Source organism: Sphingomonas sp. J315, from assembly GCF_024666595.1.
Lineage (GTDB): Bacteria > Pseudomonadota > Alphaproteobacteria > Sphingomonadales > Sphingomonadaceae > Sphingomonas.
Window position 1 is genome coordinate 185,205 of the sequence record NZ_CP088296.1, and the last position, 25,014, is coordinate 210,218.

The following is a 25,014-nucleotide window of genomic DNA, read 5'->3' on the forward strand; positions in this document are numbered from 1 at the left end:
CCCCAGCTCTTGACGAAAAACGCCGATCAGGCGGCGTCTTCGTAATCCTCGTCGGTCATCACCGGACCCGAGTCCTGGCCCTTGGCCGAGACGTCGCGGTCGACGAATTCGATGATCGCCATCGGCGCCGCGTCCGAAGCGCGCGGGCCGGTCTTGATGATGCGGGTGTAGCCGCCGTTGCGGTCGGCGTAGCGCGACGCGAGCACGTCGAACAGCTTCACCAGCTGCGCATCGTCGAGCAGACGGGCATGGGCGAGACGGCGGTTCGAAAGACCACCCTTCTTCGCCAGCGTGACCAGCTTTTCGACGTAGGGACGCAGTTCCTTCGCCTTGGCGACGGTGGTGGTGATCTGCTCGTGCTTGATCAGCGCAGCCGACATGTTGCGGAACAGCGCAAGACGATGAGCCGAGGTACGCTGAAGCTTACGACCGCCGTACTTATGGCGCATGGGTATTTCCTTTCGGTTCGTTCGGGGGCCGTATCAGGTACCCCGGACCCGGTGGGACGGTGAGCCACCAATCAATCCGTCATCCCGGCGAAAGCCGGGATCTCCATGAGGTTGTCCCCTGCCGCACGAGACCCCGGCTTTCGCCGGGGTGACGGCTGGGTGAGGAGCCGAAGCTCCTTACCCCATGATCTCCTGCTCGAGCTTCTTGGCCATCTCTTCGATATTCTCAGGCGGCCAGCCCGGGATTTCCATGCCGAGGCGCAGGCCCATGGACGACAGCACTTCCTTGATTTCGTTCAGCGACTTGCGGCCGAAATTCGGGGTGCGCAGCATCTCGGCTTCGGTCTTCTGGACCAGATCGCCGATATAGATGATGTTGTCGTTCTTGAGGCAGTTGGCCGAACGGACCGACAGCTCGAGCTCGTCCACCTTCTTGAGCAGGTAGCGGTTGATCGTCGCGGTGTCGCTGCCGCTTTCCGACGCAGACGACTGTGCGGCGACGCCGACCGGTGCGCTGCGGGTGATGGCCGAATCGTCGAAGTGGACGAACAGCGCCAGCTGGTCCTGAAGGATGCGCGCGGCATAGGCGAGCGCGTCTTCCGGGGTCACGGTGCCGTCGGTCTCGATCGACAGGCTCAGCTTGTCATAGTCGAGTTCCTGGCCGACGCGGGTGTTCTCGACCTTGTAGCTGACCTGACGGACGGGCGAGTAGAGCGCGTCGACCGGGATCAGACCGATCGGCGCATCCGCCGGGCGGTTGGCACTGGCGGGAACATAGCCCTTACCGGTGTCGGCGATCAGTTCCATGTTCAGCGTCGCGCCGTCGTCGAGATGGCACAGCACCAGTTCGGGGTTCATCACTTCGATGTCGCCCGACACGGCGATGTCGCCAGCCTTGACTTCGGCCGGGCCGGTGGCGCTCAGCTGAAGGCGCTTGGCACCTTCGCCCTGCATGCGCAGCGCGATCTGCTTCACGTTGAGAACGAGATCGGTCACGTCCTCACGCACGCCGGCGAGCGAGCTGAACTCGTGCAGAACATTCTCGATCTTGATCGAGGTCACCGCAGCGCCCTGGAGCGACGAGAGCAGCACGCGGCGCAGCGCGTTGCCGAGCGTCAGGCCGAAGCCGCGCTCCAGCGGTTCGGCGACGAAGGTCGCCTTCCGCTTGCCGTCACCGCCCTTTTTCTCAAGGCCGTTCGGCTTCTTAAGTTCCTGCCAGTTCTTTGCATTGACAGACACAGGCTTCCCCAAGGTTGGGCAGGATGGGGGGTGCATCCTGCCAGTAGAGAGAGCCGCCCCGCCCCGGATCCGGCACCCCGGACCCGCAGGCGAAGCGGAAAGGTAAATCAGACGCGGCGGCGCTTGCTGGGGCGAACGCCGTTATGCGGGATCGAGGTCACGTCGCGGATCGACGTGATCTGGAAACCAACCGACTGAAGGGCGCGAAGGGCGCTCTCGCGGCCCGAACCCGGACCCTTCACCTCGACCTCGAGCGTGCGGACGCCGTGCTCGGCGGCCTTGCGGCCCGCGTCCTCGGCAGCGACCTGCGCGGCGTAAGGCGTCGACTTGCGCGAGCCCTTGAAGCCCATCATGCCGGCCGACGACCAGCTGATCGCGTTGCCCTGGGCGTCCGTGATCGTGATCATGGTGTTGTTGAAGCTGGCGTTCACATGGGCGACGCCGGCGGTGATGTTCTTGCGTTCGCGACGGCGAAGACGCTGCGGTGCTTGTGCCATTATTCAGTAATCCTTCGAAAATCGAAGCAGGCGGGCCGCGGTGAGGCGGCCCAGCGGCTTACTTCTTCTTGCCAGCGATCGGCTTCGCCTTGCCCTTGCGGGTGCGGGCGTTGGTGTGCGTGCGCTGGCCGCGAACCGGCAGCCCCTTGCGATGACGCAGGCCGCGATAGCAGGCAAGGTCCATCAGGCGCTTGATGTTCATCGCGGTTTCGCGACGCAGGTCACCCTCGACCGTGTGGTCGGCGTCGATGGTTTCGCGGATCTGCAGCACTTCCTGATCGGTCAGGTCCTGCACGCGGCGCTCAAGCGTGATGCCGAGCTTTTCGGTGATCTGCTTCGCCTTTGCCGGGCCGATGCCGTGGATATACTGAAGCGCGATCAGAACGCGCTTGTTGGTGGGCAAGTTAACGCCCGCAATACGTGCCATGAAATAGGTTCTCCCAGCTCCACAGGGCGTGCATGGCAGCATGCCCCATCTCGTAGCGTTGACCCGGAACGCAAGCGCGCGACAGACATGCAAGCACGCTGCCGTTCACCGGTGTTTCGGAAGATGCGCGACATATTCACCGCAGCCCGCACTGTCAAGCGCCGGGTCCGGGGAATTTCTGGTTGGAATGGCATACACCAATTTCGCGACCCGGCCAAGCGCGCGCATCCCCCGACCGTCTCATTGTCGGACCGGTCAGTTGCGCTCGGCCGCAGCCTTCAGCCCCGGCATCTGCGCGCCGATCACCTGATCGACCACCTTCGCGAAACTCTCGATCCCATTGGGGTGATAGCCGCCCGCGACATAGGTGACGGTCAGCGCCGTCCCCTGCCCCTCCGCCTTGAGCGCAAAGGTCATCGTCGCGTTGACCGCGCCCGATTGCAACGGGCCGAACGCGCCGGAGAAACGGAACACCTTGCCGCGATCGGCATAGAGGGTGCGGGCATGCTCGACCGCGCCGCCCGGCATCCTTTCGCACCAACAGCCGCCGGGCCGGGGGTCGATCGACAAATTGGCGGCGTCGCCGGTGTAGCTGTGGTCCTTGCTCCACCACAGCGACGGTTTGGCGATCGTGTCCCACACTTTTTCTGGCGGGGCGGCGATGACGAGCTTGTGGGTCGAGACGAAGCCGGCGGGGTCGGTCTTGGTCACCTCTGCCACGGCCGGGGCCGCACCCAGCATCAGCGCTGCCGCAATGATCGGTTTCATGCCACCACTCCTTCATCCGGCCGCCGCAGGAACGGCTGCCGTTTCACATAAGCCAGGCTGCGCCACGCCCATTCGAGCGGGCCGTTGGCGAAGCGCAGCACCCATAGATTGGCGACCACTACGCACAAGGCGATCACCCCGGTCGCGATCCAGAATTGCGTCGCCCAGCCGTACTTGCCCCATAGGCCAAGGCCATAGGGCGCGAACAGGATGTGCAGCCCGATGATCTGTTGCAGGAAGTAGAGCGAAAAGGCCGTGCGTCCGCACGCCTTGAACGGCGACAGGATGCGCTGGCCGATGCCTGTTTTGAACAGCAGGTTGATCAACGCGACATGGCCGATGCTGGTCGCGATCCGGGCGAACTCCGTCGTGATCCAGATCGTCTTGGGATAGGGCGCGAAGCTGCTGATTTCGAGCGCGCCGACATAGCGCGCGGTGAGGCCGAAGCTGTAAGTGAGCGCGAGCAGGACCGCGTAGAAGCGGGTGCTCCGCTGCCCCTGGATCACCCCCCCATTTCCACAGCGCGATGCCGATCAGCATCACGCAGAACGCCTCGACCACCATGACGTAGAGCAGCCCCTTGCCGATGAAGAAGCTGGTCCAGCTGTTCCACATATATTGAGCATAGGGCAGCCAGCCGCCCGAATAGGCGGTCCGCTCCTTCTCCAGCTCCTTCTTCGTCTCGGCCGTCGGCTTGAAGCGGTCGAGCTTCTTCTGCCACTCGCCAAGCGCGGCCTTGTGGTCGGCGGACAGCTGCGCACCGGTTGCCTGTTGCGCCTGTGCCGCCTCGACCCGTGCGACCAGCGAGGTGCGCCCGCTATACTCGATTGCGCCCGTCACTGCAGTGAACAGCGCGAACAGGCAGCCGAGCGCGAGCAGCAGCCGGGGGCCGAGCAGGCGGAAGGGGAAGAGGAACAGCGAGGCGAGCGCATAGGTCAGGAGTATGTCCCCCACCCACAGCACGACGAAGATGTTGAGCAGGCCGAACACCAGCAGCCACAGGGTGCGGCGCATGAACAGGTCGGCGACCGCGACCGGTCCGTCCGGGGTCATCGCCTTGGCCGTCAGCACCATGAACCCCGCGCCGAACAACAGTTCGAGCACGCCGCGCTGCGTTCCCTCCAGAAAGGTCTGGAGGCCGATCCAGGTGGTGCGATCGGCGGGGGTCCAGCCAATCGTGCGGAAGTCCCCGAACAGCGCGCTGACCGACGACGCCTGAAAACTGATGTTCATGTAGAAGATCAGCAGGATCGCGAGCCCGCGCAGCACGTCGAGAATCTCGATCCGCGCGCGGCCCGCGACCGGTGCTACCGTTGCATTATCCGACACGACTCGCCCCCGCTCCCCGTCGAGGCGCGAGGGTGATGCGGGGGCGATGGCCGGTCAAATCATTTCGCGGGCGGCGCATCCTTGCCCATGTGGCGGTCGAGGAAGTTGAGGATGGTGGTCCACAGATGCACGCTGATGCCGGGACCGGCGACGCGGTGGGTCTGGCCGGGATAGAGCATCGTTTCGAACGGCACCGCCGCGCCCTGCATCTTCGCCATCATCACCGTCGAATGCTCCAGCACGACATTGTCGTCGGCCATGCCGTGAATCAGCAGCAGGGGATCGGTGATCTTCGTGGCGTCGGCGACGGTGTTGGCCTTGTCATAGGCGGCCTGAACCTGACGCGGATCGCCCATGTAGCGCTCGGTATAATGGGTGTCGTACAGCTCCCATTTGCTGACCGGGGCGCCGGAGATGCCTGCGGCGAAGGTGCCGGGCGCGGCCTGGAGCATCTTGAGCGTCATGTATCCGCCATAGGACCAGCCATAGGTGGCTATGCGGTTGGCATCGACGAAATCGAGGCCCCTGAGATAGGCCGCGCCGGCAAGCTGGTCCTCGACCTCGACCCCGCCCATCGCCTGGAACAGGTGATCCTCGAACGCCTTGCCGCGATTGGCCGCGCCGCGATTGTCGAGGACGAACCAGATATAGCCGCGATCGACGAGATACTGCTGGAGCGCGCCGCCCCAGGCGCGGCTCACCTGTTGCGAATGCGGGCCGCCATAGTGATGGAAGAAGACGGGGTATTTCTTGCCCGGCTCCAGCTTCGGCGTGATCATTTCCCAGTGCAGGACGGTGCCGTCCGCCGCCTTGATCGTGCCGAACTGCTTTTGCTGATGGCTGGCGAGATAGGGGGCGTAGGGGGTGATCCCCGGCGACCTTGTTCTCGTTGACCCAGGCGAGGCGCTTGCCCGCAGCGTCGGTCAGCATCACCTGCGCGGGCTGGTCGCTCTTGGAACGGGTGAGGATGATCCGGCTGGCGCTGCCATCGGCGCTGGCACCATGCCACCAGCCGGGTTCGGTGATGCGGGTGACCGTGCCAGGCTTGTTCAGGTTCACCGTGTAAAGGTGGCGTTCGAGCACGCCGTCCTTGTTGCCGGTGAAGGTGATGCGCCCGCTCTTCTCGTCGATCCCGACGATATCGGCGACTTCCCAATCGCCTTTGGTCAGCTGCGTCCACTTGCCTGATTTGAAGCGGTAGAGATGGCCGTGGCCGTCGCGTTCGGACCACCAGATCAGGCTGCCGTCCTTCATCGGGTGATAGGCGTCGGAAAGGTTGACCCAGCTGCGTTCGCCCGACTTCTCGCTGAACAGCACGCGCGACGCGCCGGTGGCGGGATCGACCGCGAGCATGTCGAGCACGGTCTGGGCGCGGTTCTGGCGCTGGACCAGCAACGTCTTGCCATCGGGCGTCCAGTCGACGCGGGCGAGGTAGATGTCGGTTTCGGTGCCGAGATCGACCTTGACCCGGCCGGAGCCGTTAGGGTTCATGACATAGAGGTCGACCAGCACATTCGCGGTGCCCGCCTTGGGGTAGCGCTGGTCGTAGATCTTGGTGCCCTCCGCACCGATCGCGGCGCGGCTGACGATGCCGACCGGGCTTTCGTCGAAGCGCTGGACCGCGATGCGCCTGTCGTCTGGCGACCACCAGTAACCGGTGCGGCGGCCCATTTCCTCCTGCGCGACGAACTCGGCCTCGCCGAAATAGACGGTCCCCTTCCCCTCGGTGGTCGCCTTGGCCTCCTTGCCGGTCGCGAGGTCGAGGACGACGAGGTTCTGGTCGCGGACGAAGCTCGCAAAGCCACCGCGCGGGCTGATCACCGGGTTCAGTTCGCCGCCCTCGGTCGCGGTCAGGCGGCGAACATTGCCGTCGAGCGTGGCGAGATAGAGGTCGCCGTCGAGGGGCACGAGGATCGCCTTGCCATCGGGCGCCCAGTCATAGGCGACGATGCCCTTGCTCCCGCCGATCCGCGCGCGTTCGCGCTGCATCTTTTCGGCTTCGGACAGTTCCGCGCCGGTGCCGAGCTTGAGGCTGTCGACCAGCATCCGCCATTCGCCGGTCGCGGTGTCCATCGCCCACAGGTCGAAGCGCTGATTGTCGTCGGGGCGGTTGCGCAGCACGGTCACCAGCGTGCCGTCGGGCGAGAGGCGCAGCGCGCGCGGCGTCGTACCGGCGAGATCGGGGCTGGCGAAGACCCGTTCGAGCGTCAGGTCGCCGCTCGCCACGTGCTGCGCCTCAACGGGCATAGCCACCCCCGCCGACAACAATGCCATCGCACCCAACGCCGCTTTCCACATCCTGCAACCCGTCCATTGTTTCGATTGTCCGCACGCCTATCGGGCTTCCGTGCGGGCAGGTAAAGTGTCGCGCGCAACCAGTTCGCTCACGCCGACGATGCGGAAGCCGCGTGCCTTGAGCCCGGCCAGCACCAGCGGGAGCGCTTCGCGCTCGACGCTGCGGCTGGCATACATCGGGTGGATCAGGATGATCGACCCCGGCCGCGCCGCCGCGATCACCGCATCGGCATAGGCGCGCGCGCCACCGGGACGCGCGACCGGCTCCTCGAAATCCCACATCGCGATCGTCTTGCCGTCGAGCGCTCCGGCCAGACCGGTGAACTTGACGCCATAGGGCGGGCGGAACAGCTTCGGGCGCGGCGCCCCGGCGGACTCCACCACGCGGTCGGTGCGGGCGATCTCGTCGCGATAGGTGGCGGAAAAAGGCGAGATCATGCGGCGGTGATGCAGGCTGTGGTTGCCGATCTCATGCCCCGCCGCCGCGATCCGCCGCAGCCCCTCGGGATAGGCTTCCGCTTCCGCACCGATGACGAAGAAGGTCGCGCGTGCGCCGTGCGCGGCGAGCACCGGGAGGACCGCATCGAGCCCAGCGCGGGTCGGCCCGTCGTCAAAGCTGAGCGCGACGATCTTGTCCTGCGTGGCGACGCGACAGGTGACCGGTGCGCCGAACGCCCAGCACCGCGCCTGCATCGCCGCCCTGAGCCCCCAGGCGGCGACGAGCAGCAGCGCGACGGTCGCGCCTGCGATGATCAGCCTTCGACGCTTCATTCCACGGCCTCCCCGCTCAGTACATAGCGCGGCCCCGCCCCCTCCGCCCCCGCCTTGTCGGCGGGGTTGTACAGCCCGCATTTGCGCAGCGACAGGCAGCCGCAGCCGATGCACGTATCGAGCTTGTCGCGCGTCCGTTCGAGCAGCGCGATGCGGCGGTCGATCTCGGCGCGGAAATGACGGCTGATGCGGTTCCAGTCGGCGAGCGTCGGGGTGCGGCCATGCGGAAGGCGGCTGAGTTCCGCGCCGATCTCCTCAATCGTCAGCCCCAGTCTCTGGGCGATCAACGCGAAGGACAGGCGGCGGATGTCGGAGCGGAGGAAGCGGCGCTGATTGCCGCTGGTGCGGATCGGCGCGACCAGCCCCTTTGCCTCATAGAAGCGGATGGCGGAGACACTGAGCCCGGTGCGGGTTGCCAGTTCGCCGATGGTGAGCAGTTCGTTGCCGCGCATTTTCCGTTTGACCTCAACTTAAGTTGAGGTTGTAGCGGGGTCGGGCACTCACGCAAACCGCAAAGGAATCGCGATGCCCACGACCTTTATCGAACACGCCAACCTCACCGTCACCAGCCCGCAGCGCACTGCGAAGCTGATCCAGCATCTGTTCGGCTGGCACATCCGCTGGCAGGGCGCCGCACGCGACGGCGGCACGTCGATCCATGTCGGCGACGACCGCTTCTACCTTGCGCTCTACGCACCGCCGGTCGATGCCGAGCGCCGCTACCCCAAGGGCCAACCGCTCAACCATGTCGGCTTCGTAGTCGACGACCTGGACGCGGTAGAGACCAAGGTCGCCGCCGCCGGACTCAAGCCGTTCGGGCACGACGACTATGATCCGGGGCGGCGCTTCTACTTCCTCGATTTCGACGGAATCGAGTTCGAGATCGTCTCCTATGGCTGACCGATTCTCCCACCCGGAAGGAGGAGGATCGGTTGCCTATGCCGGGCGCTTCAGCGGCCGCGCGCACAGGCTCAGCATGCGGGTGGCGATCTCGCGCTCGCCGACCACCACGTCACCCGCGCCCTTGGCTTCGAGATGCGCGAGTTCCGCATCCGAATGGGCGCGGGCGACGATGGCGATGGTCGGATTGAGGGCGAGCACCGCTTCGACCACGGCGCCCCCCTCGAACCCCTCGGGAATCGCGATCAGCAGCGCGTTCGCGCGATCGACGCCTGCGGCCTTCAGCGCTTCCGGATCGACCGCGTTGCCGCGCACCACGTCCAGTCCAGCCTCCTTCGCCGCATTGGCCATGTCGGCCTGATCCTCGATCAGGATGAACGGGCGCCGCTTCGCCAGCAGGTCGCGCGCGATCAGCTTGCCCACCCGGCCATAGCCGACCAGCACGACATGGTCGGTGCGGTCGCCGGTGTCTGCGGGCGGCTCGATCGGGTCGGTCTTTTCCTGCCGACGCGGCACGAACCAGTTGAAGATGAACGGATTGGCGAGGATCGAGAGCAGCGCCCCGGCCAGGATCAGGTCGCGGCCAGCGGGCGGCAGGATTTCAAGATTGGTGCCGAGACTGGCGAGGATGAACGAGAATTCGCCGATCTGCGCCAGGCTGGCCGCCGCAGTGATCGCGATGCGGTGCGATCGGCCGAGCATACGGACGATGCCATATGCGGCGAGCGACTTGCCGATCACGATGATCAGCACGGTGGCGATCAGCGGCAGCGGCTGCTCGACGATCACCGCCGGGTTGAACAACATGCCGACAGAGACGAAGAACAGCACCGCGAACGCATCGCGCAGCGGCAGCGTCTCTTCGGTCGCCTGTCGGCTGAGCGGAGTTTCGCCCAGGATCATGCCCGCGAAAAAGGCGCCCAGCGCAAACGACACGTCGAACACTACCGCCGCGCCGAACGCGACACCCAGCGCGATCGCCAGCACGGCAAGGCGGAACAGCTCCCGCGACCCGGTATGCACCACCCAGTGCAGCGCCATCGGGATGAGGCGGCGCGCGACGAGCAGCATGACGACGAGGAAGCCGGTCACCTTGAACGAGATCTGCGCGAGCGGGACGAGCACCGAACTCCACGTCATCGGACCGTCGCTCTTCATGATCTCCGCCAGCACAGGGAGCAGGACGAGCGCGAGGACCATCACCAGATCCTCCACGATCAGCCAGCCGACGGCGATCCGCCCGCGTTCGGTGTCGACGATGCCGAACCCCTGAAGCCCGCGCAGCAGCACCACGGTGCTGGCGACGGACAGCGCCAGGCCGAACACGAAACCCGCCAGCGGGTCCCAGCCCAATGCCCAGGCAAGGCCCATCCCCATCAGCACCGCCGAAGCGATCTGCACGATCGCTCCCGGAACCGCGATCTTGCGCACAGCGAGCAAGTCACGCAGCGAGAAGTGCAACCCGACGCCGAACATCAGCAGGATGACGCCGATCTCGGCGAGTTCGGCGGCGAGGTTTCCATCGGCGACGAAGCCGGGCGTAAAAGGCCCGACCATGATCCCGGCGAGCAGATAGCCCGCGATCGGCGAAACCTTCAGCTTGTGGGCGATCGACCCCATGATGAAGGCAATGACGAGGCCCGCGACGATCGTGGCGATGAGGGGGGTGTGGTGCATAGGCTGGCGGTCGTCCCTGTTATTACCCGGACCGCAGCGAGCGGTCCGGGCGGTGCGGCTATCCCTGTGTCCCGCCGATCACCAGGGCGGCGGCGGCGGCACTCGCCGCGACTCCACCCCAGACGACCGGCGCGAACCACCAGGGTGGCCGCTTCTTCTTCTGGTCCATGACAAAACTCCCGATGACGCCGTGGCCGGCGAAAGGGTGGCGTGTCAGACCTGTGGGGGGCCGCGCGGGCTACCGTCGAGGACGGGGTGCGGGTGAAGCGAAAGCGTGGCAAGCACGGTGACGATCGGCGCGCGATCGGTCTTGATCGGCGGGATCGGTGCGGTCGCCAGCGCGGGGGTTGCAAGATCGCTCGCCCCGGCGGCGGGTCCATCGTCGCGGCGCGGCGTCTCCGCCATGATACGCGACGCGGGGCGGATCGGTTTGAGCGCGACCGAGGTCGTCGCGGGGTTGAAGGCCGAGCCGTAAGCAATGGTGCGGGGCAGACCGCTGCTGAGCAGCGAGGAGGCCAGCGCGACGAGCAGCGCGATCCACAGCGCCATGGCCCGAACCGGTCGGGCGTCATGGGAGCCGAGGGGGGATCATGCGGGCTGTCACAGCTTCAACTTAGTGTGGCGTGCCGCAGAATCAAACGGGGCGCGGAAGCTTTTGCCTCCGCGCCCCGCGCTTGTTCCTGCCGGAAGCCGATTACTCGGCGGCGGCAACGTCCTTCGACGGACGCGGGTCGCGGCGCTCGGCGATACGCGCCGACTTGCCGGTGCGGCCGCGCAGATAATAGAGCTTCGCACGACGCACCACGCCGCGACGGACGACTTCGATGCTGTCGATATTCGGCGAATAGAGCGGGAAAACGCGCTCGACGCCCTCACCGAACGAAATCTTGCGAACGGTGAAGTTGCTGCCCATGCCCTTGTTGGCGCGGGCGATGCAGACGCCTTCATAGTTCTGAACGCGGGTGCGCTCGCCTTCGACGACCTTCACGCCGACCTTCAGCGTGTCGCCGGGACGGAATTCGGGGATCTTCTTGTCGGCCAGGAACTTCGCGACGTTCTCGGCCTCGATCTGCTGGATGAGGTTCATGCTCATTCGTCCTTCTGTTGCCGCGCGCCAGAGGGAGGATGGACCCGAGCGCCCTCATGGCGCTCCCAAAGATCCGGCCTCCTTAGCCGTGTATCGGTCTCGGCCTGTTGCTTTCGCCAGGCGTTGATCCGCGCATGATCCCCCGATCGCAGCACTTGCGGGATCGTGCGCCCTTCCCATTCGACGGGTCGGGTAAATTGCGGATATTCGAGGAGGCCGCTTTCGAAGCTTTCCTCGACTCCGCTGGAAGGCGCGCCCATTACGCCGGGAAGCAGCCGAATGCAAGCATCGAGAAGGACCAGCGCGCCCATCTCTCCGCCCGACAGCACATAGTCGCCGATCGACACCTGCTCGATCGGGCGCGCGTCGAACAGCCGCTCGTCGAACCCCTCGAACCGTCCGCACAGGATCGACACGCCGGGACCAGCAGCGAGCGCGCGCACGCGGTCCTGCGTCAGCGGCGCGCCGCGCGGGGTCATCGCCAGCATCGGGCGGTCGTAACCGACGCTGTCACATGCTGCGGCGAGGATATCGGGCTTGAGCACCATCCCCGCCCCGCCCCCGGCCGGCGTATCGTCCACCGTGCGGTGCTTGTCGGTCGCGAAGTCGCGGATCTGGACAGTGTCGAGGCTCCACTTCCCCTCGTTCAGCGCGCGTCCGGCGATCGACGCACCGAGCGGGCCGGGAAACATATCCGGGTAAAGCGTTAGGACGGTAGCGGCAAAGGTCATCGCGCCTGTTCGCCGCTTGAACGCCAATTGGCAAGGGAGCGGGCATGGAAGATTGCATCATCGTCGGCGCGGGGCCGGCCGGACTGACGGCCGCGATCTATCTGGCGCGCTATCACCTGTCGATCCGGCTGTTCGATTGCGGGTCGAGCCGCGCAGCGCTGATCCCGCGCACGCACAACCATGCCGGCTACCCCGAGGGGATCGAGGGGGTCGAGCTGTTGCGGGCGATGCTGGCGCAGGCCGAGCGGTTCGGCGCGGTGCGCGAGCCGGCCAAGGTGACGCGGGTCGAGCCCGTCGCGGACGGCTTTGTCGTTCATGCGGGCCAACGGCGGTTCGAGGCGCGGTCGGTGCTGCTGGCGACCGGGGTGGTCAATCACCGGCCAGAGGGGATGGCGGATGCGGTGCATGATCCGGCGCTGGCGCGCGGGCTGCTGCGCTATTGCCCGGTGTGCGACGGTTACGAGGTGACCGACAAGCGCGTGGGCGTGATCGGTACCGGGGACCATGGGATGCGCGAGGCGCTGTTCCTGCGCGGCTTTACCCGCGACGTCACGCTGATCGCGCCGGATGTGGAGCATCGGCTGGACGATCCGTGTGTCGCGGCGCTGGAGGAGGCAGGGATCGGCCGGATCGACGGTCCGTGCGGCGGCTATGCGATCGAGGGTGAGCGGATCGCACTCGATACGGCGGCGGGGCGTATGACGTTCGACAGCATTTACCCTGCGCTGGGATCGCGCATCCGCTCCGACCTTGCCGTCGCGGCGGGCGCGGCAGCGACCGAGGACGGATGCCTCGAGGTGGACGACCACCAGCGCACCAGCATCCCCGGCCTGTTCGCGGCGGGCGATGTGGTGAAGGGGCTGGACCAGATCAGCAACGCGATGGGTCAGGCCGGGGTCGCGTCGACGACGATCCGGAATATGCTGAGTGAACAGCGGGCGATTTGGCGGTAGCGCGCGGCGAAAGCTGACAAAGTTACGGGCAACGCGCGCGATTCTGTCAGCTTTGGGCGGGGTGGCGCGGCGGGACTGAAAGCTGGGAGAAGTGTCCAGATTCGGCATCGGACCGTTTAGATATGCCGGATCGGGACTTGTAGGAAAGCGCTATTGTGGAAACCGACCGAGCCGGTGTTAGGGCGAGAAATGGGTGGGAAGCTGCCATCGCTAATTTGCCAAGCTGGCTTGGGCTTCTGCTACAATCTCTTGCTCAAGGTCCTCGGTATTTGTGTCCGTATACGCTTCCATCCGCCAACGACCGTCAAGGTAATGTTGCCCGACCGGGCTTTCCAAGAAGTCAACGATCTTGACTAACTCGTCCTCTGTAAACTCCCAGTTCACATGGTCCTCGTAGGCCTTTTGATAGGTCGAACGATGCCTTTCATAGGCTTTCTTGAGCGCTGACATTCGGCGCTCAAAGCCACCCAGTAAGTCTTCTGCTGGCAGGGCACCTGCCTTCACGGGCCACATCACTCCGCCCGGTATGGCGTAACGCTCAAGAAAGCTCCCGCTATCGAGTTGGTGTTGGCGACCTATGGCCTTCAGAAACCGCTTGATCAGGGCGAGCTTGGTCGCGCTTGGGGGAGTTTCGATTTGTACGGCAGGAGCCGTTTGCGAAGGAGCCGACTGCCGCCCCGGTTCGTCAGTCGCTGCTATGCTCAATAGGGATGCCAAGCCGAAAAGAAGTGCGCTCATTCCGGGACTGTGGACTGGAACCGGAAACGTCCGCAATGGGGTCGTTAGCCGACAGTCCTCTTGTCGCCGGCACTCAATCCGGTCGCGGCGCGAACCGTAGCGCCTGAATGGTCGGCGGGTTGGTCGGGGCGAGCAGGATCTGGCCGTCGAGTTTGCCCTTGGTGCAGTTCCAGCGGAAGGCGGTGGAGAGGTTTCCGGTCGGGGCCAGCGGTTCGGCGGTGGGGCAGTCGCCGACCACGCCCTTGATCCGCGCGAATTCGGTCCGCCAGTGCGCGGCGTCGCGGTCTAGCAGGAAGTTCATCGCCAGCTTGCCGTCGAGCGGCTTGAGATCGCCCGCCGCATAGGCCGCGCGGGCGGCGTCCTGCATCTGGGCGAGCAATGGATTGAGGGCAGTCGCGCGCGGGCTGGCGGCCCCTGCCCGTGCCAGCGACCATAGCGACTGCCACACGGCCACGGCGGGCGCGGTATAGGTGCGGTTGGTGAAGGCGAAGGCGGCGATGCCGCGCTCAGGCGCCAGCACGACATAACTGCCATAGCCGGGATAGCCGCCGCCATGCTCCAGCGCGACACCGAGATCGCAGTCGCTGGTGATGCGCAGCCCCATGCCGTAGGCGGTGGCGTGGCGGCAGCTGTCGCCCTCGGGAGCGCCGCGACGCGGGCCGACGCGGACGAAGTTGAGGCCCTGCACCATTTCCCGCACCGTCGCGCGCTTGACCGGGCCGGCCTCGGCACCGTCGCGCGGGGGCCAGGCGGCGAGGAGGAAGCCGACCCACTTCGCATAGTCGTTGGCGGTGGTGATCATTCCGCCCATCGCCCCGAACGCACCGTCGCGCATTTCCGGCTCGGCGACCCACTTTTCGTCCTCCCAGCGATAGCCGAGCGCGAACTTGTCGCGCGGTACCTGTGCGATGTCGTAGGTGGTCGCGGTCATGCCGAGCGGCTTGAGGATCGTGCGGCCGATATAGGCCTGATAGGGCTCGCCCGAGGCGTTGGTGATGATGCGGCCGAGCAGCGCATAGCCATAGTTGGAATATTCGTGCGCCATGCCGCCGGTGCGGCTCCACGGCACGCCCTGCGCGATCATCGCGCTGAACTGCGCCTCGCTCAGCACCTGCTGCCGGTCGCCCCAGGGATCGTCGGTGACCATGCCGCCGACATGGGCGAGCAGGTCGCGGATGCGGATGCGCGGGCTGTCGGTCGTGGGGTATTTCCAGCCGCGCATTTCGGGGATGTGCTTTTCGGCGAGGTCGTCGAGGACCAGCCTGCCCTCATCGCGCAATTTCAGGATGGCGAGCGCGGTGAACGCCTTGCTCATCGACGCGATGCGGAAGCGGGTGTCCAGCGTGACCGGCGCGCCGCCGGGAGTCTGGGTGCCGACCATGGAGGAGAGCGCAGGCTTGCCGTCCTTGATGACCATATAGACCATGCCGGGGGTCGGATTCTGGTCGCGATACTTGGCGAAATGGTCACCGATCTCCGTCACCTGAGCGGGCGGGATCTGCCCGGCAGGGGTCTGGGCGAGTGCGGGCAGCGGGGCGAGCGCGAGGGCGGCGGCAAGGCTGAGTTTCATGCGCGCCAAGCAATCAGAGATGCGCGGCAATGGAAAGCCTAATCTGGCGCAAGCCCGGTGCGCAGTGCCAGCGCCCAATCGCCCCGCCCTTCCCGCTCGGCCTTGGCCGCGGCACTTGCGTGATCATAGGCGACCGAGCGGAGGTCAACCGTAGCGCCGCTGACCAGGGCGTAGCGCGCGTGCGGATCGCCGGTTTGCGCGGCATGGGGAAAGGGTAGGTCATCGCGATAGGCCTGGAGCCCCACGCTGCCCGGATTGGCGGCGGTGCGGCCGTCGGCCAGGGTCCGGATACCCGGGAGATGCGAGTGGCCGCACAGCGTGAGCGACGCCGGGTGGTTGCCCAGCCGCTCCGCGATCTCGGCATCGGTGGCAGGACGCAGGCCGGCTGGCTCGACGGTTTCGAGCAGTTGCTCGACATCGCTGCGCGCGGTGCCGTGGACCAGATGAATGCCGTCGATGCTCAGCGTCGCGGGCTGGGCGGCGAGCCACGCCAGTTGCGCATCGTCGAGCGCGGCGCGGGCGAAGCGGTCGGACCCGTTCATCCGCTCTGGCGGATCGGCCAGCAGTTGGCGCTCATGATTGCCCGCGATCGTCGGCCAGTCGAGCCGCATCAGCAGCGCAGCGGTCTCGGCGGGCCAGAGCGGGCCGGACAAGCTGTCGCCGAGATTGACGAAGCGGGTCGCGCCGGCGGCCTGCGCATCGGCGATGACCGCTTCGAGCGCGGGGAGATTGCCATGGATGTCGGACAGGACGGCGATCATGTCGCCGCGCTCACTCCGCCCAGCCGTCGGCGATGGTCAGCGTGGTCGCGTCCCAGGCGGGCACGGCTTGCGCGCGCATCGGGACCATGAAGCGCTTGCCGTCGGGCTTTTCGATTTCGATGAGATCGCCCGCGCCGAAATTCTCGACTGTCGCAACGGTGCCGATCGGTGCGCCGCTCTCGGACACGGCGGACAGCCCGAGCAGGTCGGCGTGGTAATATTCGCCCTCGCCCAGCGGGGGAGTTCGTCGCGCGCGACGGTGAGTTCGGTGCCGCGCAGCGCTTCGGCGGCGTTGCGGTCGGTCACCTCGGCAAAGCGGGCGATCGCGCCGTTATTGCCGGGGCGTACCGATTTGAGCGTCAGCGCGCCGCCATTGAAGCGGCGGTGTACCGACAGGTCTTCGGCAAAGACCTTGAGGCGGACCTCCCCCCGTCACGCCGTGCGCGCCGATAATGACGGCGAGCGTGACGGGCAGGTCTCCCCCTCCCGCTTGCGGGAGGGGTCGGCGAAGGGCTTGTCTCAGGCGGCATCGCTAGTGGACATGCCCTCCCCTAGCCCCTCCCGCAAGCGGGAGGGGGACTTGATGGATCAGCCCTCGGCCTTTTCTTCGCCAGCGTCGGCAGCCGGAGCTTCCTCGGCGGGTGCTTCGGCAGCAGCTTCCTCGGCGGCCGGGGCTTCCTCGGCAGCAGCTTCTTCAGCGGCGGGCTCTTCGGCCGGGGCAGCGGCGGCGGCTTCGGCAGCGGCCTTGGCTTCGGCGGCGGCTTCCTCGGCGGCCTTCAGCTTCTCGGCCTTCTCCTCGGCGCGCTCGACGGCCTTTTCGCCCGGCTTGCCCTTGTTCGGGTTGTTCTTCGCGGTGCGCTCCTTGACGCCGGTGACGTCGAGGAAACGGGCGACGCGGTCGGTCGGCTGCGCGCCGACGCTCAGCCAGTGCTTCGCGCGATCGGTGTCGAGCACGATGCGCTTCTCGTCGTCCTTGGCGAGCAGCGGGTTGTAGGTGCCGATCTTCTCGATGAACTTGCCGTCACGCGGGCTGCGCGCATCGGCAACGACGATGCGGTAATAAGGGCGCTTCTTCGAACCGCCACGCGACAGACGCATGCTGAGTGCCATTTTCGTACTTCCTTCTTAAAATTCAAACGGTTGAAACGATTACTTCTTCTTGTTCAAAAACTTCGCGAGCTCGGGCGGGATGTCGCCGCCCCCGCCGGGCAGGCCGGGAAGCCCGCCACCGGGACCGCCGAGCTTGCCCATCATGTCGCCCATCGCCGGGCCGCCCAGCGCGTTGCCGAGGCCGCCCATGCCGCCCTTGCCGAGCATGCCCAGCATCCCCTTGAGGCCGCCCATCTTCTTGAGCCGCTTCATCGCGGTGGACATTTCCTGGTGCATCTTGAGCAGCTTGTTCACGTCCTGAACGGTCGTGCCGCTACCCTTGGCGATGCGGATCTTGCGCTTGGCGTTGATCAGCTCGGGCTTGGCGCGCTCCTTCGGCGTCATCGAGGTGATGATCGCGTCCATGCGCAGCAGGATCTTGTCGCCGCCGGCCTGTTCGACCGCGCCCTGCGCCTTCTTCATGCCCGGGATCATGCCGGCGAGCGCGCCGAGACCGCCCATGCGGCGCATCTGGGCGAGCTGGCCGCGCAGGTCGTTCATGTCGAACTGACCCTTGGCGAGCCGCGCCGCCATCTTCTCGGCGTCTTCCTGCTCGATCGCCTGCGCGGCCTTTTCGACCAGCGAGACGACGTCGCCCATGCCGAGGATGCGGCCCGCGACGCGCGACGGGTGGAACGGCTCGATCGCGTCGAGCTTTTCACCGACGCCCGCGAACTTGATCGGCTTGCCGGTGACCGCGCGCATCGACAGCGCCGCGCCGCCGCGCGCATCGCCGTCCATGCGGGTCAGCACGACACCGGTGAGCGGCACCTGGTCGCTGAAATTCTGCGCGACGTTGACCGCGTCCTGACCGGTCAGCGAGTCGACGACGAGCAGAATTTCCTGAGGCTTCGAGATGTCGGCAACCGCCTTCATCTCGTCCATCAGCTGCTGGTCGACGTGCAGGCGGCCCGCCGTGTCGAGCATCAGCACGTCGAAGCCCTGCAGCTTCGCGGCCTGCATCGCGCGCCGGGCGATGTCGACCGGCTGCTGCCCCGCCACGATCGGCAGGGTCGCGACCTCGATCTGGGTGCCGAGCACCGCAAGCTGTTCCTGCGCGGCCGGGCGATTGACGTCGAGCGACGCCATCATCACCTTCTTGCCCTGCTTTTTCAGCAGCTTGGACAGCTTGGCAGTGGTGGTGGTCTTACCCGAGCCCTGAAGGCCGACCATCATCACCACGGCGGGCGGGGTAACGTCGAGATGGAGTTCAGCGGTGTCCGGGCCGAGCATCGCGACGAGCGCGTCGTTGACGATCTTGACGACCTGCTGCCCCGGGGTGACCGAGCGCAGCACCTGATGGCCGACCGCCTGTTCGGTGACCGACTCGACGAACTGGCGCGCGACGGGCAGCGCGACGTCGGCCTCGAGCAGCGCGATCCGCACTTCGCGCATCGCGGTCCGCACATCCGCTTCGGTCAGCGCGCCACGGCCCTTGAGACGGTCGAATACGCCGCCAAGCCGTTCGCTCAGACTGTCAAACACGCCATTCTCCTCTAGTTCTCAGGTCCGAAACGCATAAAACGCCGGCGGACGAAACCTCGTCAGCCAGCGTTGCCCGGAGGCATATGTCGTCGCGTTCCTGGGAACGGTCGGACGGGCGCTTAGCTGCATTCGCAGATAAGTGCAACTGTCCCGGGTTTCATCCCGGCGTGCCGCGGCTTTAACCCCTTCTACACAGTCCGCATGGGATATTTGCCCCAAGCATTATGGGGAGCCACTCCGGCATGTCGCTGGATCTTGAAGACGATCAGCCTGCGCGCAGCAGCAACGGGTCCGACCTGATCACCGGCGCGATCAGCGTCGCCGCGATCCTGATGTTCGTGGGCACCGGCAGCTCGGTGCTGTCCAAGACGCTGCGCCATTATCTGGAGGGCGCGGCCCCGGCCGATCGCACGCTGGTGATCGCGCTGCTGCTGAACGTCGCATTGATCCTGTTCGGCTGGCGCCGCCATCAGGGGCTTAGCAACGAAGTCCGCATCCGCACCGCGGCGGAGGAGCGGGCGCAGATGCTCGCGAGTCGCGATCCGCTGACGGGATTTCTCAACCGCCGCAGCCTGGCCGAGGAAGGCGCGGCGATGTTCGTGCGGGGCCAGAAGCGCCGCAAGGCGATGGCGATGCTCATCATCGACCTCGACCATTTCAAGACAATCAACGACATGCACGGCCATGCGGTGGGCGATGCACTGCTGCGCGCGGCGGCGGGCGAGATTGCCGGCGCGATGCCGCCGATCGCCCTGACCGCGCGCCTGGGCGGCGACGAATTCGCCTGCGCCTTCCTGTTCGACCCGGCCCAGCCCGACATGATCGAACGGATCGCCGAGAAGCTGCTCGCGCAGATGGCGCAGCCATTCGAGGCGGAGGGGCTGCGGCTCCATGTCAGCTGTTCGGTCGGCATCGCGCGATCGGACTTCGACTGCCAGTCGATCGACGCGCTGATGCGATCGGCGGACATCGCGATGTATGTCGCGAAGAAGTCGGGTCGCAACCGCTATGCCTGGTTCGACCATTCGATGGAGCGCGAGCTTCAGACGCGCAACGAACTGGAAAACGGCCTGCGCACCGCGATTCCGCGCGGTGAGATCGTCCCCTATTTCGAACAGCAGATCGACCTGCAGACCGGCAATCTGATCGGGTTCGAGGTGCTGGCACGCTGGGACCATCCAACGCGCGGCCTGATCAGCCCCGAGCTGTTCATCCCGATCGCCGAGGAAACCGGACTGATCGCAGACATGTCGCTGGCGCTGATGAGCCAGGCGTTCACCGCCGCGCGCGACTGGGACGCCTCGATCACCCTGTCGGTCAACATCTCGCCGGTCCAGCTGCGCGACGCATGGCTGGCGCAGAAGATCATCAAGGTGCTGACCGAGACGCGCTTTCCCGCGAGCCGGCTGGAGATCGAGATCACCGAAAGTTCGTTGTTCGACAATCTCTCGCTCGCCCAATCGATCGTCGGCAGCCTGAAGAATCAGGGCGTGCGGCTGGCGCTCGACGATTTCGGCACCGGCTATTCGTCGCTGGCGCACCTTCGCGCGCTGCCGTTCGACCGGATCAAGATCGACAAGAGCTTTGTCATCTCATTGAACGAGAGCGCGGATTCCGCCGCAATCGTCAACGCGATCGTTTCGCTGGGCGAGAGCCTCAACCTGCCGATCACTGCCGAGGGGGTCGAGGATGAGGCGATTGCCGCGCGGCTCAAGGCGCTGGGCTGTGCCAAGGCGCAGGGCTGGCATTATGGCAAGCCGCTGTCGATCAGCGGCGCCCGCCGTTTGCTCGCCGAGCGCCGGTTGCTGGTCCAGCCACCAGTCGAGCAGACGGTCGAGACCGAACTGCCGGTCGAACGTCCGGGACGGATGGCGGGCTAACCCTACCATCCCGCGTCGGGGCGCTTCAGATATTCGCGTTCCTCCGCCGTCGATTCGCGCCCGAGCGCGGCGTTGCGCGACGGGTAGCGACCGAACTGTTCGATCACCACCGCATGCTCCATCGCGAAGCGGAGATTCTCGTCGCGCCCCAGCGCGGTGAATTTCTCGAGACTCATCCGCTGCGCCTCGACATTCTCGGCGTGCATCAGCGGCATGTAGAGAAACGCAGCGCGCTCCGGAGGCATGTCGTGATCCCAGCCCTTGCCGATCGCCTCCAGCGTCAGCGCGAGCGCGAGCGGGTCGGCGGCATAGGCCTGCGGACTGCCGCGATGAATATTGCGACTGAACTGATCGAGCAGGATCACCGCCGCGAGCAACGCATCGGGATGGTCGCGCCATCCCGCCGCGCCGCTCGCCAGCACCACGTCATGCGCATGGCCGAACCGCCGTTTGATCTCGGCATCGACCGCATCGTCCTTCGCGAATTGCTGTTCGGGCTTCAGTTCGTCGAACCAATAGTCCAGCACCGCCTTCGCGCATGCATGGACTTCGACCCCGTGCGTCTCTAGATCGCCTGCCATGTCGTCCTCCGTCGCCGCTCCAGAGGTAATCAGCCTCGGCTGTCGGCTCAACCTTGCCGAAAGCGAAACGATCCGCGCGTTGTTGGGGTCCAACGACGTTGTGGTGGTCAACAGCTGTGCGGTGACCAACGAAGCGGTGCGCCAGACGCGACAGGCGATCCGCCGCGCCCGACGCGCGCGCCCCTCTGCGCAACTGGTGGTGACCGGATGCGCGGCGCAGATCGATCCGGCGGCGTTCGGCGCGATGCCGGAGGTAGACCGGGTGATCGGCAATGCCGAAAAGCTGGTCCCGGCATCCTGGGCCAGTGATGACGCGGCACTGGTGCAGGACATTATGGCCGTGCGCCAGACCGCGCCGCACCTTGCGGCGAGCTTTTCCGCGCATGTCCGTGCGTTCGTGGAAGTGCAGAATGGGTGCGACCATCGCTGCACCTTCTGCGCGATTCCCTATGGGCGCGGTAACAGCCGGTCGGTGCCGGCGGGCGCGGTGATCGATCGGGTGCAGGCTTTGGTCGATGCCGGGCATCGCGAGATCGTGCTGACCGGCGTGGATTTGACGAGCTATGGCCCCGATCTGCCGGGTGCGCCGACGCTGGGGCAATTGGTCGAACGGGTGCTGGCACATAGCTCGGTCGAGCGGCTGCGGCTGTCCTCGCTCGACGGAATCGAGATCGATGAGCGGCTGTTCGCGCTATTGACGCAGGAACGTCGGGTGTTGCCGCATGTCCACCTGTCGCTTCAGGCCGGCGACGACATGATCCTCAAGCGGATGAAGCGGCGGCATTCCCGTGCGCAATCGGTGGAGCTGGTCGCGCGGCTCAAGGCGGCGCGGCCGGAGATCGCGATCGGCGCGGACCTGATCGCGGGGTTTCCGACCGAGGATGAAGGCATGGCCGCCAATACGCTGGCGCTGATCGACGATTGCGACATCGTCCACGCGCATATCTTTCCCTATAGCCCGCGCGAGGGCACGCCCGCAGCACGGATGCCGCAGGTCGCGCCGGGCGTTGCCAAGGCGCGCGCGGCGGCACTGCGCGAGCGGGCGGCGATGCGACGGGCGAGCTGGCAGCGCGCGATGGTCGGGACCGTGCAGCGCGTCCTGGTCGAGCGACCGGGCGACCGCGGCCATGCGGAGAATTTCGCGGAAGTCATGCTTCCGCAAAGTGACATTGGATCGGTGCAACAGGTGAAGATCACGAACGTGCAGGACGGCAAATTGATCGGAGCGCGCGCATGAGCGGCCCCAGCTGGCGCGAGCGGTTGCTCGGCGGGTTCAAGAAGACGTCGGACCGGCTGGTCGGCAATCTGGCGGGCCTGGGCACCGGGCGGCTCGACGATGCGACGCTCGACGAGATCGAGGAGGCGCTGATCGCGTCCGACCTGGGTCCGGCGACGGCGGCGCGGATTCGCGACCGGCTGGCCGACGAACAGGTCGAGCGCGGGATGGAGGAGCTGGGCATCCGCCTCGTCGTCGCCGACGAGATCGAGAAGGTGCTGACCAAGGTCGCCAAGCCGCTGATCACCGACAAGGCGCGACCGCAGGTGATGCTGGTGATCGGCGTCAACGGGTCGGGCAAGACCACCACCATCGCCAAGCTGGCCGCCATCCTGAAGGATCAGGGGCTGAAGGTGATGGTCGCGGCGGGCGATACGTTCCGCGCGGCGGCGATCGGCCAGCTGCGCACCTGGGCCGAGCGGATCGGCGTGCCGATCGTCGCAGGGGCCGAGGGCGGCGACGCGGCGGGGCTGGCGCATGAGGCGCTGCGCCGCGCGACCGCCGAGGGGATCGACCTGCTGATCGTCGATACCGCCGGTCGGTTGCAGAACAAGCGCGAGCTGATGGACGAGCTGGCGAAGATCCGCCGCGTGCTTGGCAAGCTCGATCCAGAGGCACCGCACGACGTGTTGCTGGTGCTCGACGCGACCACCGGGCAGAATGCGCTCAACCAGATCGCCGTTTTTCAGGAAGTCGCCGGCGTCACCGGCATGGTGATGACCAAGCTCGACGGCACCGCCCGCGGCGGCGTGCTGGTCGCGGCGGCGGAGAAATACGGCCTGCCGATCCACGCGATCGGTGTCGGCGAGAAGGTCGACGATCTGCGCGGCTTCGATCCGCGTGAAGTGTCGCGGATCATCGCCGGGGTGGAGGCGTTGACCAAGGGGTGAACCTCTCTTCGCCGCTTTTCTTCGACAAGACCGACGCCTTTTGTAGAGTGACCCCATGACCGAATCTGCTCCGACCAAAGCCACCCCCTCCCCCCGGCCTGCGCATGCTGATCGATTTCGGTCCGCTGGCGGTGTTCTTTGCCGTCAACAGCTTCATGGGCGGGCCGCAGCTGACGCGGATGCTCGCGGCGACCGCGGCGTTCATGGTCGCGATCTTCCTCGCCATGGGGCTGTCGCTGTGGAAGACGAAGCACATCTCGCCGATGCTGTGGATCTCCGGCGTGCTGGTGCTGGTATTCGGCGGGCTGACCCTGTGGTTCCACGACGAGACGTTCATCAAGGTCAAGCCGACCTTGGTCTATTCGATGTTTGCGATCGTGCTGAGCTATGGCTTGCTGACCAACAAGCCCTTGCTCCAGATGCTGCTCGAAAGCGCCTATCCGGGGCTGACCGCGCGCGGGTGGCGGCTGCTGACGATCAACTGGGCGGTGTTCTTCGTCGCGATGGCGGTGCTGAACGAGATCGTGTGGCGCACCCAGAGCTGGGATTTCTGGGTCGCGTTCAAGCTGTGGGGCGTGGTGCCGCTCACCCTGTTGTTCGCGATCGGCAATGTGCCGCTGCTGCTCCGCCATGGCCTCAAGACCGACGGCGAGATCGTCGACAAGGCGCTGCCGCCGGAGGGTTGAAACCAAAACGGGCCGGAGTTTCCCCCGGCCCGCTTCTTCCATCGATGATCAGCCCGATCAGCCGGCCTGGTCGGCGCGGCTGACGCCTTCGCCGTCGAGATTGGCAGCGACGAAGTCCCAGTCGATGATCTTGGTGATCGCCTCCAGATAACCCGGGCGCGCGTTGCGATAATCGATGTAATAGGCGTGCTCCCACACGTCGATCGTCAGCAGCGGCTTGTAGTCATAGACCACCGGCGTGTCGGCATCGTGGAGCGAGGTCACCTTGATCTCGTCGCCGTCGAGCACCAGCCAGCCCCAGCCGTTGGAGAAATGCGCGGTGGACTCGGCGATCAGCTGCTTGACCAGCTCTTCCTTCGACCCGAACTTTGCCTCGATCAGCTCGGCGAGCTTGCCGGTCGGCTCCTTGTGCTCCGGCGTCAGGCCGAACCAGTAGAAGCTGTGGTTCCAGATCTGGGCAGCGTTGTTGAACAGGCCCTTGTCGCCGGTTTCCTTGGCGTGGCGGATCACCTCGACCAGCGACTTGCCCTCAAGCCCCTTGTCCGCGACGAAGCCGTTGGTCTTGTCGACATAGGCCTTGTGGTGCTTGCCATAGTGGAAATCGAGCGTCTCGGCCGAGATGGTCGGGGCGAGCGCGTCCTTGGCATAGGGCAGCGTCGGCAGTTCAAAGGCCATGGGGAGTCCCTCCGGTGATGATGTGTTGCTGGCGAAACGCGCGGGCGCGCGTAACGGTCCCGGCCATCTGGGGTGCAAGCCAACGAAACTCAACGCAATTCCGCCAAAAAATCGTTGCGTGTGACAAACGAAAATTGCCGTCCTAAGCTGATGCGAGGAGACGGCGCGGGGGCGTGCCGCCTACAGCAGGGGATGGTGCA

General features: G+C 66.0%; 26 protein-coding genes and 2 pseudogenes. 7 read left to right on the forward strand and 21 right to left on the reverse strand.

Features of this window, described 5'->3' with window-relative positions; genetic code table 11:
- Positions 1-26 precede the first annotated feature (26 nt).
- From rplQ to LRS08_RS00990, 6 genes are all read right to left on the reverse strand, one after another.
- The gene (gene rplQ, locus LRS08_RS00965; protein ID WP_257845295.1) at positions 27-449 is read right to left on the reverse strand and encodes a 50S ribosomal protein L17; all 423 of its coding nucleotides are present in this window, start codon (positions 447-449) and stop codon (positions 27-29) included.
- A gap of 177 nt (positions 450-626) precedes the next feature.
- A complete protein-coding gene (locus LRS08_RS00970) occupies positions 627-1,688 on the reverse strand; it encodes a DNA-directed RNA polymerase subunit alpha (protein WP_257845294.1) in 1,062 nt (353 codons plus the stop codon).
- Positions 1,689-1,795: 107 nt separating this feature from the next.
- Entirely contained in the window at positions 1,796-2,185 is a 390-nt protein-coding gene (gene rpsK, locus LRS08_RS00975; RefSeq protein ID WP_257845293.1) for a 30S ribosomal protein S11, read from the reverse strand.
- A gap of 58 nt (positions 2,186-2,243) precedes the next feature.
- Positions 2,244-2,612 (reverse strand): 30S ribosomal protein S13, encoded by a 369-nt coding sequence (gene rpsM / locus LRS08_RS00980; RefSeq protein WP_224920749.1) that lies wholly within the window; start codon positions 2,610-2,612, stop codon positions 2,244-2,246.
- A 255-nt stretch (positions 2,613-2,867) separates the two neighbouring features.
- Positions 2,868-3,380, reverse strand: coding sequence for an SRPBCC domain-containing protein (locus LRS08_RS00985; RefSeq protein ID WP_257845292.1), 513 nt, complete (start codon positions 3,378-3,380; stop codon positions 2,868-2,870).
- Positions 3,377-3,886: a DUF418 domain-containing protein gene (locus tag LRS08_RS00990; RefSeq protein WP_260481228.1), complete on the reverse strand. Its 510-nt coding sequence runs from the start codon at positions 3,884-3,886 to the stop codon at positions 3,377-3,379. Before LRS08_RS00990 ends, LRS08_RS00985 begins: the two co-directional genes overlap by 4 nt.
- Positions 3,887-4,118: 232 nt before the next feature.
- Here LRS08_RS00990 and LRS08_RS00995 point away from each other — a divergent pair, with 232 nt between their 5' ends.
- Entirely contained in the window at positions 4,119-4,745 is a 627-nt protein-coding gene (locus LRS08_RS00995; protein WP_260481229.1) for a hypothetical protein, read from the forward strand.
- Between the two features lie 23 nt (positions 4,746-4,768).
- On the opposite strand, the pseudogene LRS08_RS01000 reads toward LRS08_RS00995, so the two are convergent.
- The 3 genes and pseudogenes from LRS08_RS01000 to soxR all read right to left on the reverse strand — a co-directional run bounded on the left by LRS08_RS01000 (position 4,769) and on the right by soxR (position 8,227).
- Positions 4,769-7,007, reverse strand: a pseudogene (locus LRS08_RS01000) (DPP IV N-terminal domain-containing protein).
- A 36-nt stretch (positions 7,008-7,043) separates the two neighbouring features.
- On the reverse strand, positions 7,044-7,775 hold the full coding sequence (locus LRS08_RS01005; RefSeq protein ID WP_260481230.1) for a polysaccharide deacetylase family protein: 732 nt from the start codon (positions 7,773-7,775) through the stop codon (positions 7,044-7,046).
- On the reverse strand, positions 7,772-8,227 hold the full coding sequence (soxR, locus tag LRS08_RS01010) for a redox-sensitive transcriptional activator SoxR (protein ID WP_260481231.1): 456 nt from the start codon (positions 8,225-8,227) through the stop codon (positions 7,772-7,774). The genes LRS08_RS01005 and soxR overlap by 4 nt, the downstream gene beginning before the upstream one ends.
- 73 nt (positions 8,228-8,300) lie before the next feature.
- Here soxR and LRS08_RS01015 point away from each other — a divergent pair, with 73 nt between their 5' ends.
- A complete protein-coding gene (locus LRS08_RS01015) occupies positions 8,301-8,675 on the forward strand; it encodes a VOC family protein (RefSeq protein WP_257845289.1) in 375 nt (124 codons plus the stop codon).
- 36 nt (positions 8,676-8,711) lie between these two features.
- Here the strand turns inward: LRS08_RS01015 and ybaL are convergent, their stop codons facing one another.
- The 4 genes from ybaL to trmD form a co-directional block, all read right to left on the reverse strand.
- Positions 8,712-10,352 carry a YbaL family putative K(+) efflux transporter gene (gene ybaL / locus LRS08_RS01020; protein WP_257845288.1) on the reverse strand — a complete coding sequence of 547 codons (1,641 nt, stop codon included), beginning with the start codon at positions 10,350-10,352 and terminating at the stop codon, positions 8,712-8,714.
- Positions 10,353-10,565: 213 nt separating this feature from the next.
- Positions 10,566-10,901 (reverse strand): hypothetical protein, encoded by a 336-nt coding sequence (locus LRS08_RS01025; protein ID WP_257845287.1) that lies wholly within the window; start codon positions 10,899-10,901, stop codon positions 10,566-10,568.
- Positions 10,902-11,046: 145 nt separating this feature from the next.
- Positions 11,047-11,439 carry a 50S ribosomal protein L19 gene (gene rplS, locus LRS08_RS01030; protein WP_257845286.1) on the reverse strand — a complete coding sequence of 131 codons (393 nt, stop codon included), beginning with the start codon at positions 11,437-11,439 and terminating at the stop codon, positions 11,047-11,049.
- Positions 11,440-11,441: 2 nt separating this feature from the next.
- Positions 11,442-12,170, reverse strand: coding sequence for a tRNA (guanosine(37)-N1)-methyltransferase TrmD (gene trmD, locus LRS08_RS01035; protein WP_257845285.1), 729 nt, complete (start codon positions 12,168-12,170; stop codon positions 11,442-11,444).
- A 44-nt stretch (positions 12,171-12,214) separates the two neighbouring features.
- On the opposite strand from trmD, the gene LRS08_RS01040 reads away from it, so the two are divergent.
- Positions 12,215-13,123: an NAD(P)/FAD-dependent oxidoreductase gene (locus tag LRS08_RS01040; protein WP_257845284.1), complete on the forward strand. Its 909-nt coding sequence runs from the start codon at positions 12,215-12,217 to the stop codon at positions 13,121-13,123.
- Positions 13,124-13,333: 210 nt separating this feature from the next.
- Here LRS08_RS01040 and LRS08_RS01045 read toward each other — a convergent pair whose 3' ends face one another.
- The 6 genes and pseudogenes from LRS08_RS01045 to ffh all read right to left on the reverse strand — a co-directional run bounded on the left by LRS08_RS01045 (position 13,334) and on the right by ffh (position 18,826).
- Entirely contained in the window at positions 13,334-13,861 is a 528-nt protein-coding gene (locus LRS08_RS01045) for a DUF2059 domain-containing protein (RefSeq protein WP_257845283.1), read from the reverse strand.
- Positions 13,862-13,934: 73 nt separating this feature from the next.
- Positions 13,935-15,431: a serine hydrolase gene (locus LRS08_RS01050; protein ID WP_257845282.1), complete on the reverse strand. Its 1,497-nt coding sequence runs from the start codon at positions 15,429-15,431 to the stop codon at positions 13,935-13,937.
- Positions 15,432-15,469: 38 nt separating this feature from the next.
- Entirely contained in the window at positions 15,470-16,192 is a 723-nt protein-coding gene (locus LRS08_RS01055; RefSeq protein ID WP_257845281.1) for a metallophosphoesterase, read from the reverse strand.
- Between the two features lie 10 nt (positions 16,193-16,202).
- A pseudogene (rimM, locus tag LRS08_RS01060) lies at positions 16,203-16,715 on the reverse strand (ribosome maturation factor RimM).
- Between the two features lie 65 nt (positions 16,716-16,780).
- On the reverse strand, positions 16,781-17,302 hold the full coding sequence (gene rpsP / locus LRS08_RS01065) for a 30S ribosomal protein S16 (protein WP_257845280.1): 522 nt from the start codon (positions 17,300-17,302) through the stop codon (positions 16,781-16,783).
- Positions 17,303-17,341: 39 nt separating this feature from the next.
- Positions 17,342-18,826 carry a signal recognition particle protein gene (gene ffh / locus LRS08_RS01070; protein ID WP_257845279.1) on the reverse strand — a complete coding sequence of 495 codons (1,485 nt, stop codon included), beginning with the start codon at positions 18,824-18,826 and terminating at the stop codon, positions 17,342-17,344.
- A 242-nt stretch (positions 18,827-19,068) separates the two neighbouring features.
- On the opposite strand from ffh, the gene LRS08_RS01075 reads away from it, so the two are divergent.
- On the forward strand, positions 19,069-20,706 hold the full coding sequence (locus LRS08_RS01075) for a putative bifunctional diguanylate cyclase/phosphodiesterase (RefSeq protein WP_257845278.1): 1,638 nt from the start codon (positions 19,069-19,071) through the stop codon (positions 20,704-20,706).
- Positions 20,707-20,708: 2 nt separating this feature from the next.
- On the opposite strand, the gene LRS08_RS01080 is transcribed toward LRS08_RS01075, so the two are convergent.
- Entirely contained in the window at positions 20,709-21,287 is a 579-nt protein-coding gene (locus tag LRS08_RS01080; protein ID WP_260481232.1) for a DUF924 family protein, read from the reverse strand.
- Between LRS08_RS01080 and mtaB the strand changes: the two genes are divergently transcribed.
- From mtaB to LRS08_RS01095, 3 genes are all read left to right on the forward strand, one after another.
- Complete coding sequence (gene mtaB / locus LRS08_RS01085; RefSeq protein WP_257845277.1) at positions 21,286-22,524, forward strand: tRNA (N(6)-L-threonylcarbamoyladenosine(37)-C(2))-methylthiotransferase MtaB; 1,239 nt, start codon at positions 21,286-21,288, stop codon at positions 22,522-22,524. The genes LRS08_RS01080 and mtaB overlap by 2 nt on opposite strands.
- Positions 22,521-23,453 carry a signal recognition particle-docking protein FtsY gene (ftsY, locus tag LRS08_RS01090; RefSeq protein ID WP_257845276.1) on the forward strand — a complete coding sequence of 311 codons (933 nt, stop codon included), beginning with the start codon at positions 22,521-22,523 and terminating at the stop codon, positions 23,451-23,453. Before mtaB ends, ftsY begins: the two co-directional genes overlap by 4 nt.
- 104 nt (positions 23,454-23,557) lie before the next feature.
- Positions 23,558-24,139 carry a septation protein A gene (locus tag LRS08_RS01095; protein WP_257845275.1) on the forward strand — a complete coding sequence of 194 codons (582 nt, stop codon included), beginning with the start codon at positions 23,558-23,560 and terminating at the stop codon, positions 24,137-24,139.
- 57 nt (positions 24,140-24,196) lie between these two features.
- Here the strand turns inward: LRS08_RS01095 and LRS08_RS01100 are convergent, their stop codons facing one another.
- On the reverse strand, positions 24,197-24,814 hold the full coding sequence (locus LRS08_RS01100) for a superoxide dismutase (RefSeq protein ID WP_257845274.1): 618 nt from the start codon (positions 24,812-24,814) through the stop codon (positions 24,197-24,199).
- Positions 24,815-25,014: the final 200 nt, after the last annotated feature.

What these genes read in the sequence shown, in the direction of transcription:
- LRS08_RS00985 (WP_257845292.1), bottom strand. Translation starts at nt 3,380, where the DNA reads ATGAAACCGATCATTGCGGCAGCGCTGATGCTGGGTGCGGCCCCGGCC.
- LRS08_RS01080 (WP_260481232.1), bottom strand. Translation starts at nt 21,287, where the DNA reads ATGGCAGGCGATCTAGAGACGCACGGGGTCGAAGTCCATGCATGCGCG.
- LRS08_RS01005 (WP_260481230.1), bottom strand. Translation starts at nt 7,775, where the DNA reads ATGAAGCGTCGAAGGCTGATCATCGCAGGCGCGACCGTCGCGCTGCTG.
- rplS (WP_257845286.1), bottom strand. Translation starts at nt 11,439, where the DNA reads ATGAACCTCATCCAGCAGATCGAGGCCGAGAACGTCGCGAAGTTCCTG.
- LRS08_RS01015 (WP_257845289.1), top strand. Translation starts at nt 8,301, where the DNA reads ATGCCCACGACCTTTATCGAACACGCCAACCTCACCGTCACCAGCCCG.
- trmD (WP_257845285.1), bottom strand. Translation starts at nt 12,170, where the DNA reads ATGACCTTTGCCGCTACCGTCCTAACGCTTTACCCGGATATGTTTCCC.
- LRS08_RS01095 (WP_257845275.1), top strand. Translation starts at nt 23,558, where the DNA reads ATGCTGATCGATTTCGGTCCGCTGGCGGTGTTCTTTGCCGTCAACAGC.
- LRS08_RS01100 (WP_257845274.1), bottom strand. Translation starts at nt 24,814, where the DNA reads ATGGCCTTTGAACTGCCGACGCTGCCCTATGCCAAGGACGCGCTCGCC.
- LRS08_RS01050 (WP_257845282.1), bottom strand. Translation starts at nt 15,431, where the DNA reads ATGAAACTCAGCCTTGCCGCCGCCCTCGCGCTCGCCCCGCTGCCCGCA.
- ftsY (WP_257845276.1), top strand. Translation starts at nt 22,521, where the DNA reads ATGAGCGGCCCCAGCTGGCGCGAGCGGTTGCTCGGCGGGTTCAAGAAG.
- LRS08_RS01045 (WP_257845283.1), bottom strand. Translation starts at nt 13,861, where the DNA reads ATGAGCGCACTTCTTTTCGGCTTGGCATCCCTATTGAGCATAGCAGCG.
- LRS08_RS01040 (WP_257845284.1), top strand. Translation starts at nt 12,215, where the DNA reads ATGGAAGATTGCATCATCGTCGGCGCGGGGCCGGCCGGACTGACGGCC.
- rpsM (WP_224920749.1), bottom strand. Translation starts at nt 2,612, where the DNA reads ATGGCACGTATTGCGGGCGTTAACTTGCCCACCAACAAGCGCGTTCTG.
- ybaL (WP_257845288.1), bottom strand. Translation starts at nt 10,352, where the DNA reads ATGCACCACACCCCCCTCATCGCCACGATCGTCGCGGGCCTCGTCATT.
- soxR (WP_260481231.1), bottom strand. Translation starts at nt 8,227, where the DNA reads ATGCGCGGCAACGAACTGCTCACCATCGGCGAACTGGCAACCCGCACC.
- rpsK (WP_257845293.1), bottom strand. Translation starts at nt 2,185, where the DNA reads ATGGCACAAGCACCGCAGCGTCTTCGCCGTCGCGAACGCAAGAACATC.
- LRS08_RS01055 (WP_257845281.1), bottom strand. Translation starts at nt 16,192, where the DNA reads ATGATCGCCGTCCTGTCCGACATCCATGGCAATCTCCCCGCGCTCGAA.
- mtaB (WP_257845277.1), top strand. Translation starts at nt 21,286, where the DNA reads ATGTCGTCCTCCGTCGCCGCTCCAGAGGTAATCAGCCTCGGCTGTCGG.
- rplQ (WP_257845295.1), bottom strand. Translation starts at nt 449, where the DNA reads ATGCGCCATAAGTACGGCGGTCGTAAGCTTCAGCGTACCTCGGCTCAT.
- rpsP (WP_257845280.1), bottom strand. Translation starts at nt 17,302, where the DNA reads ATGGCACTCAGCATGCGTCTGTCGCGTGGCGGTTCGAAGAAGCGCCCT.
- LRS08_RS01025 (WP_257845287.1), bottom strand. Translation starts at nt 10,901, where the DNA reads ATGGCGCTGTGGATCGCGCTGCTCGTCGCGCTGGCCTCCTCGCTGCTC.
- LRS08_RS01075 (WP_257845278.1), top strand. Translation starts at nt 19,069, where the DNA reads ATGTCGCTGGATCTTGAAGACGATCAGCCTGCGCGCAGCAGCAACGGG.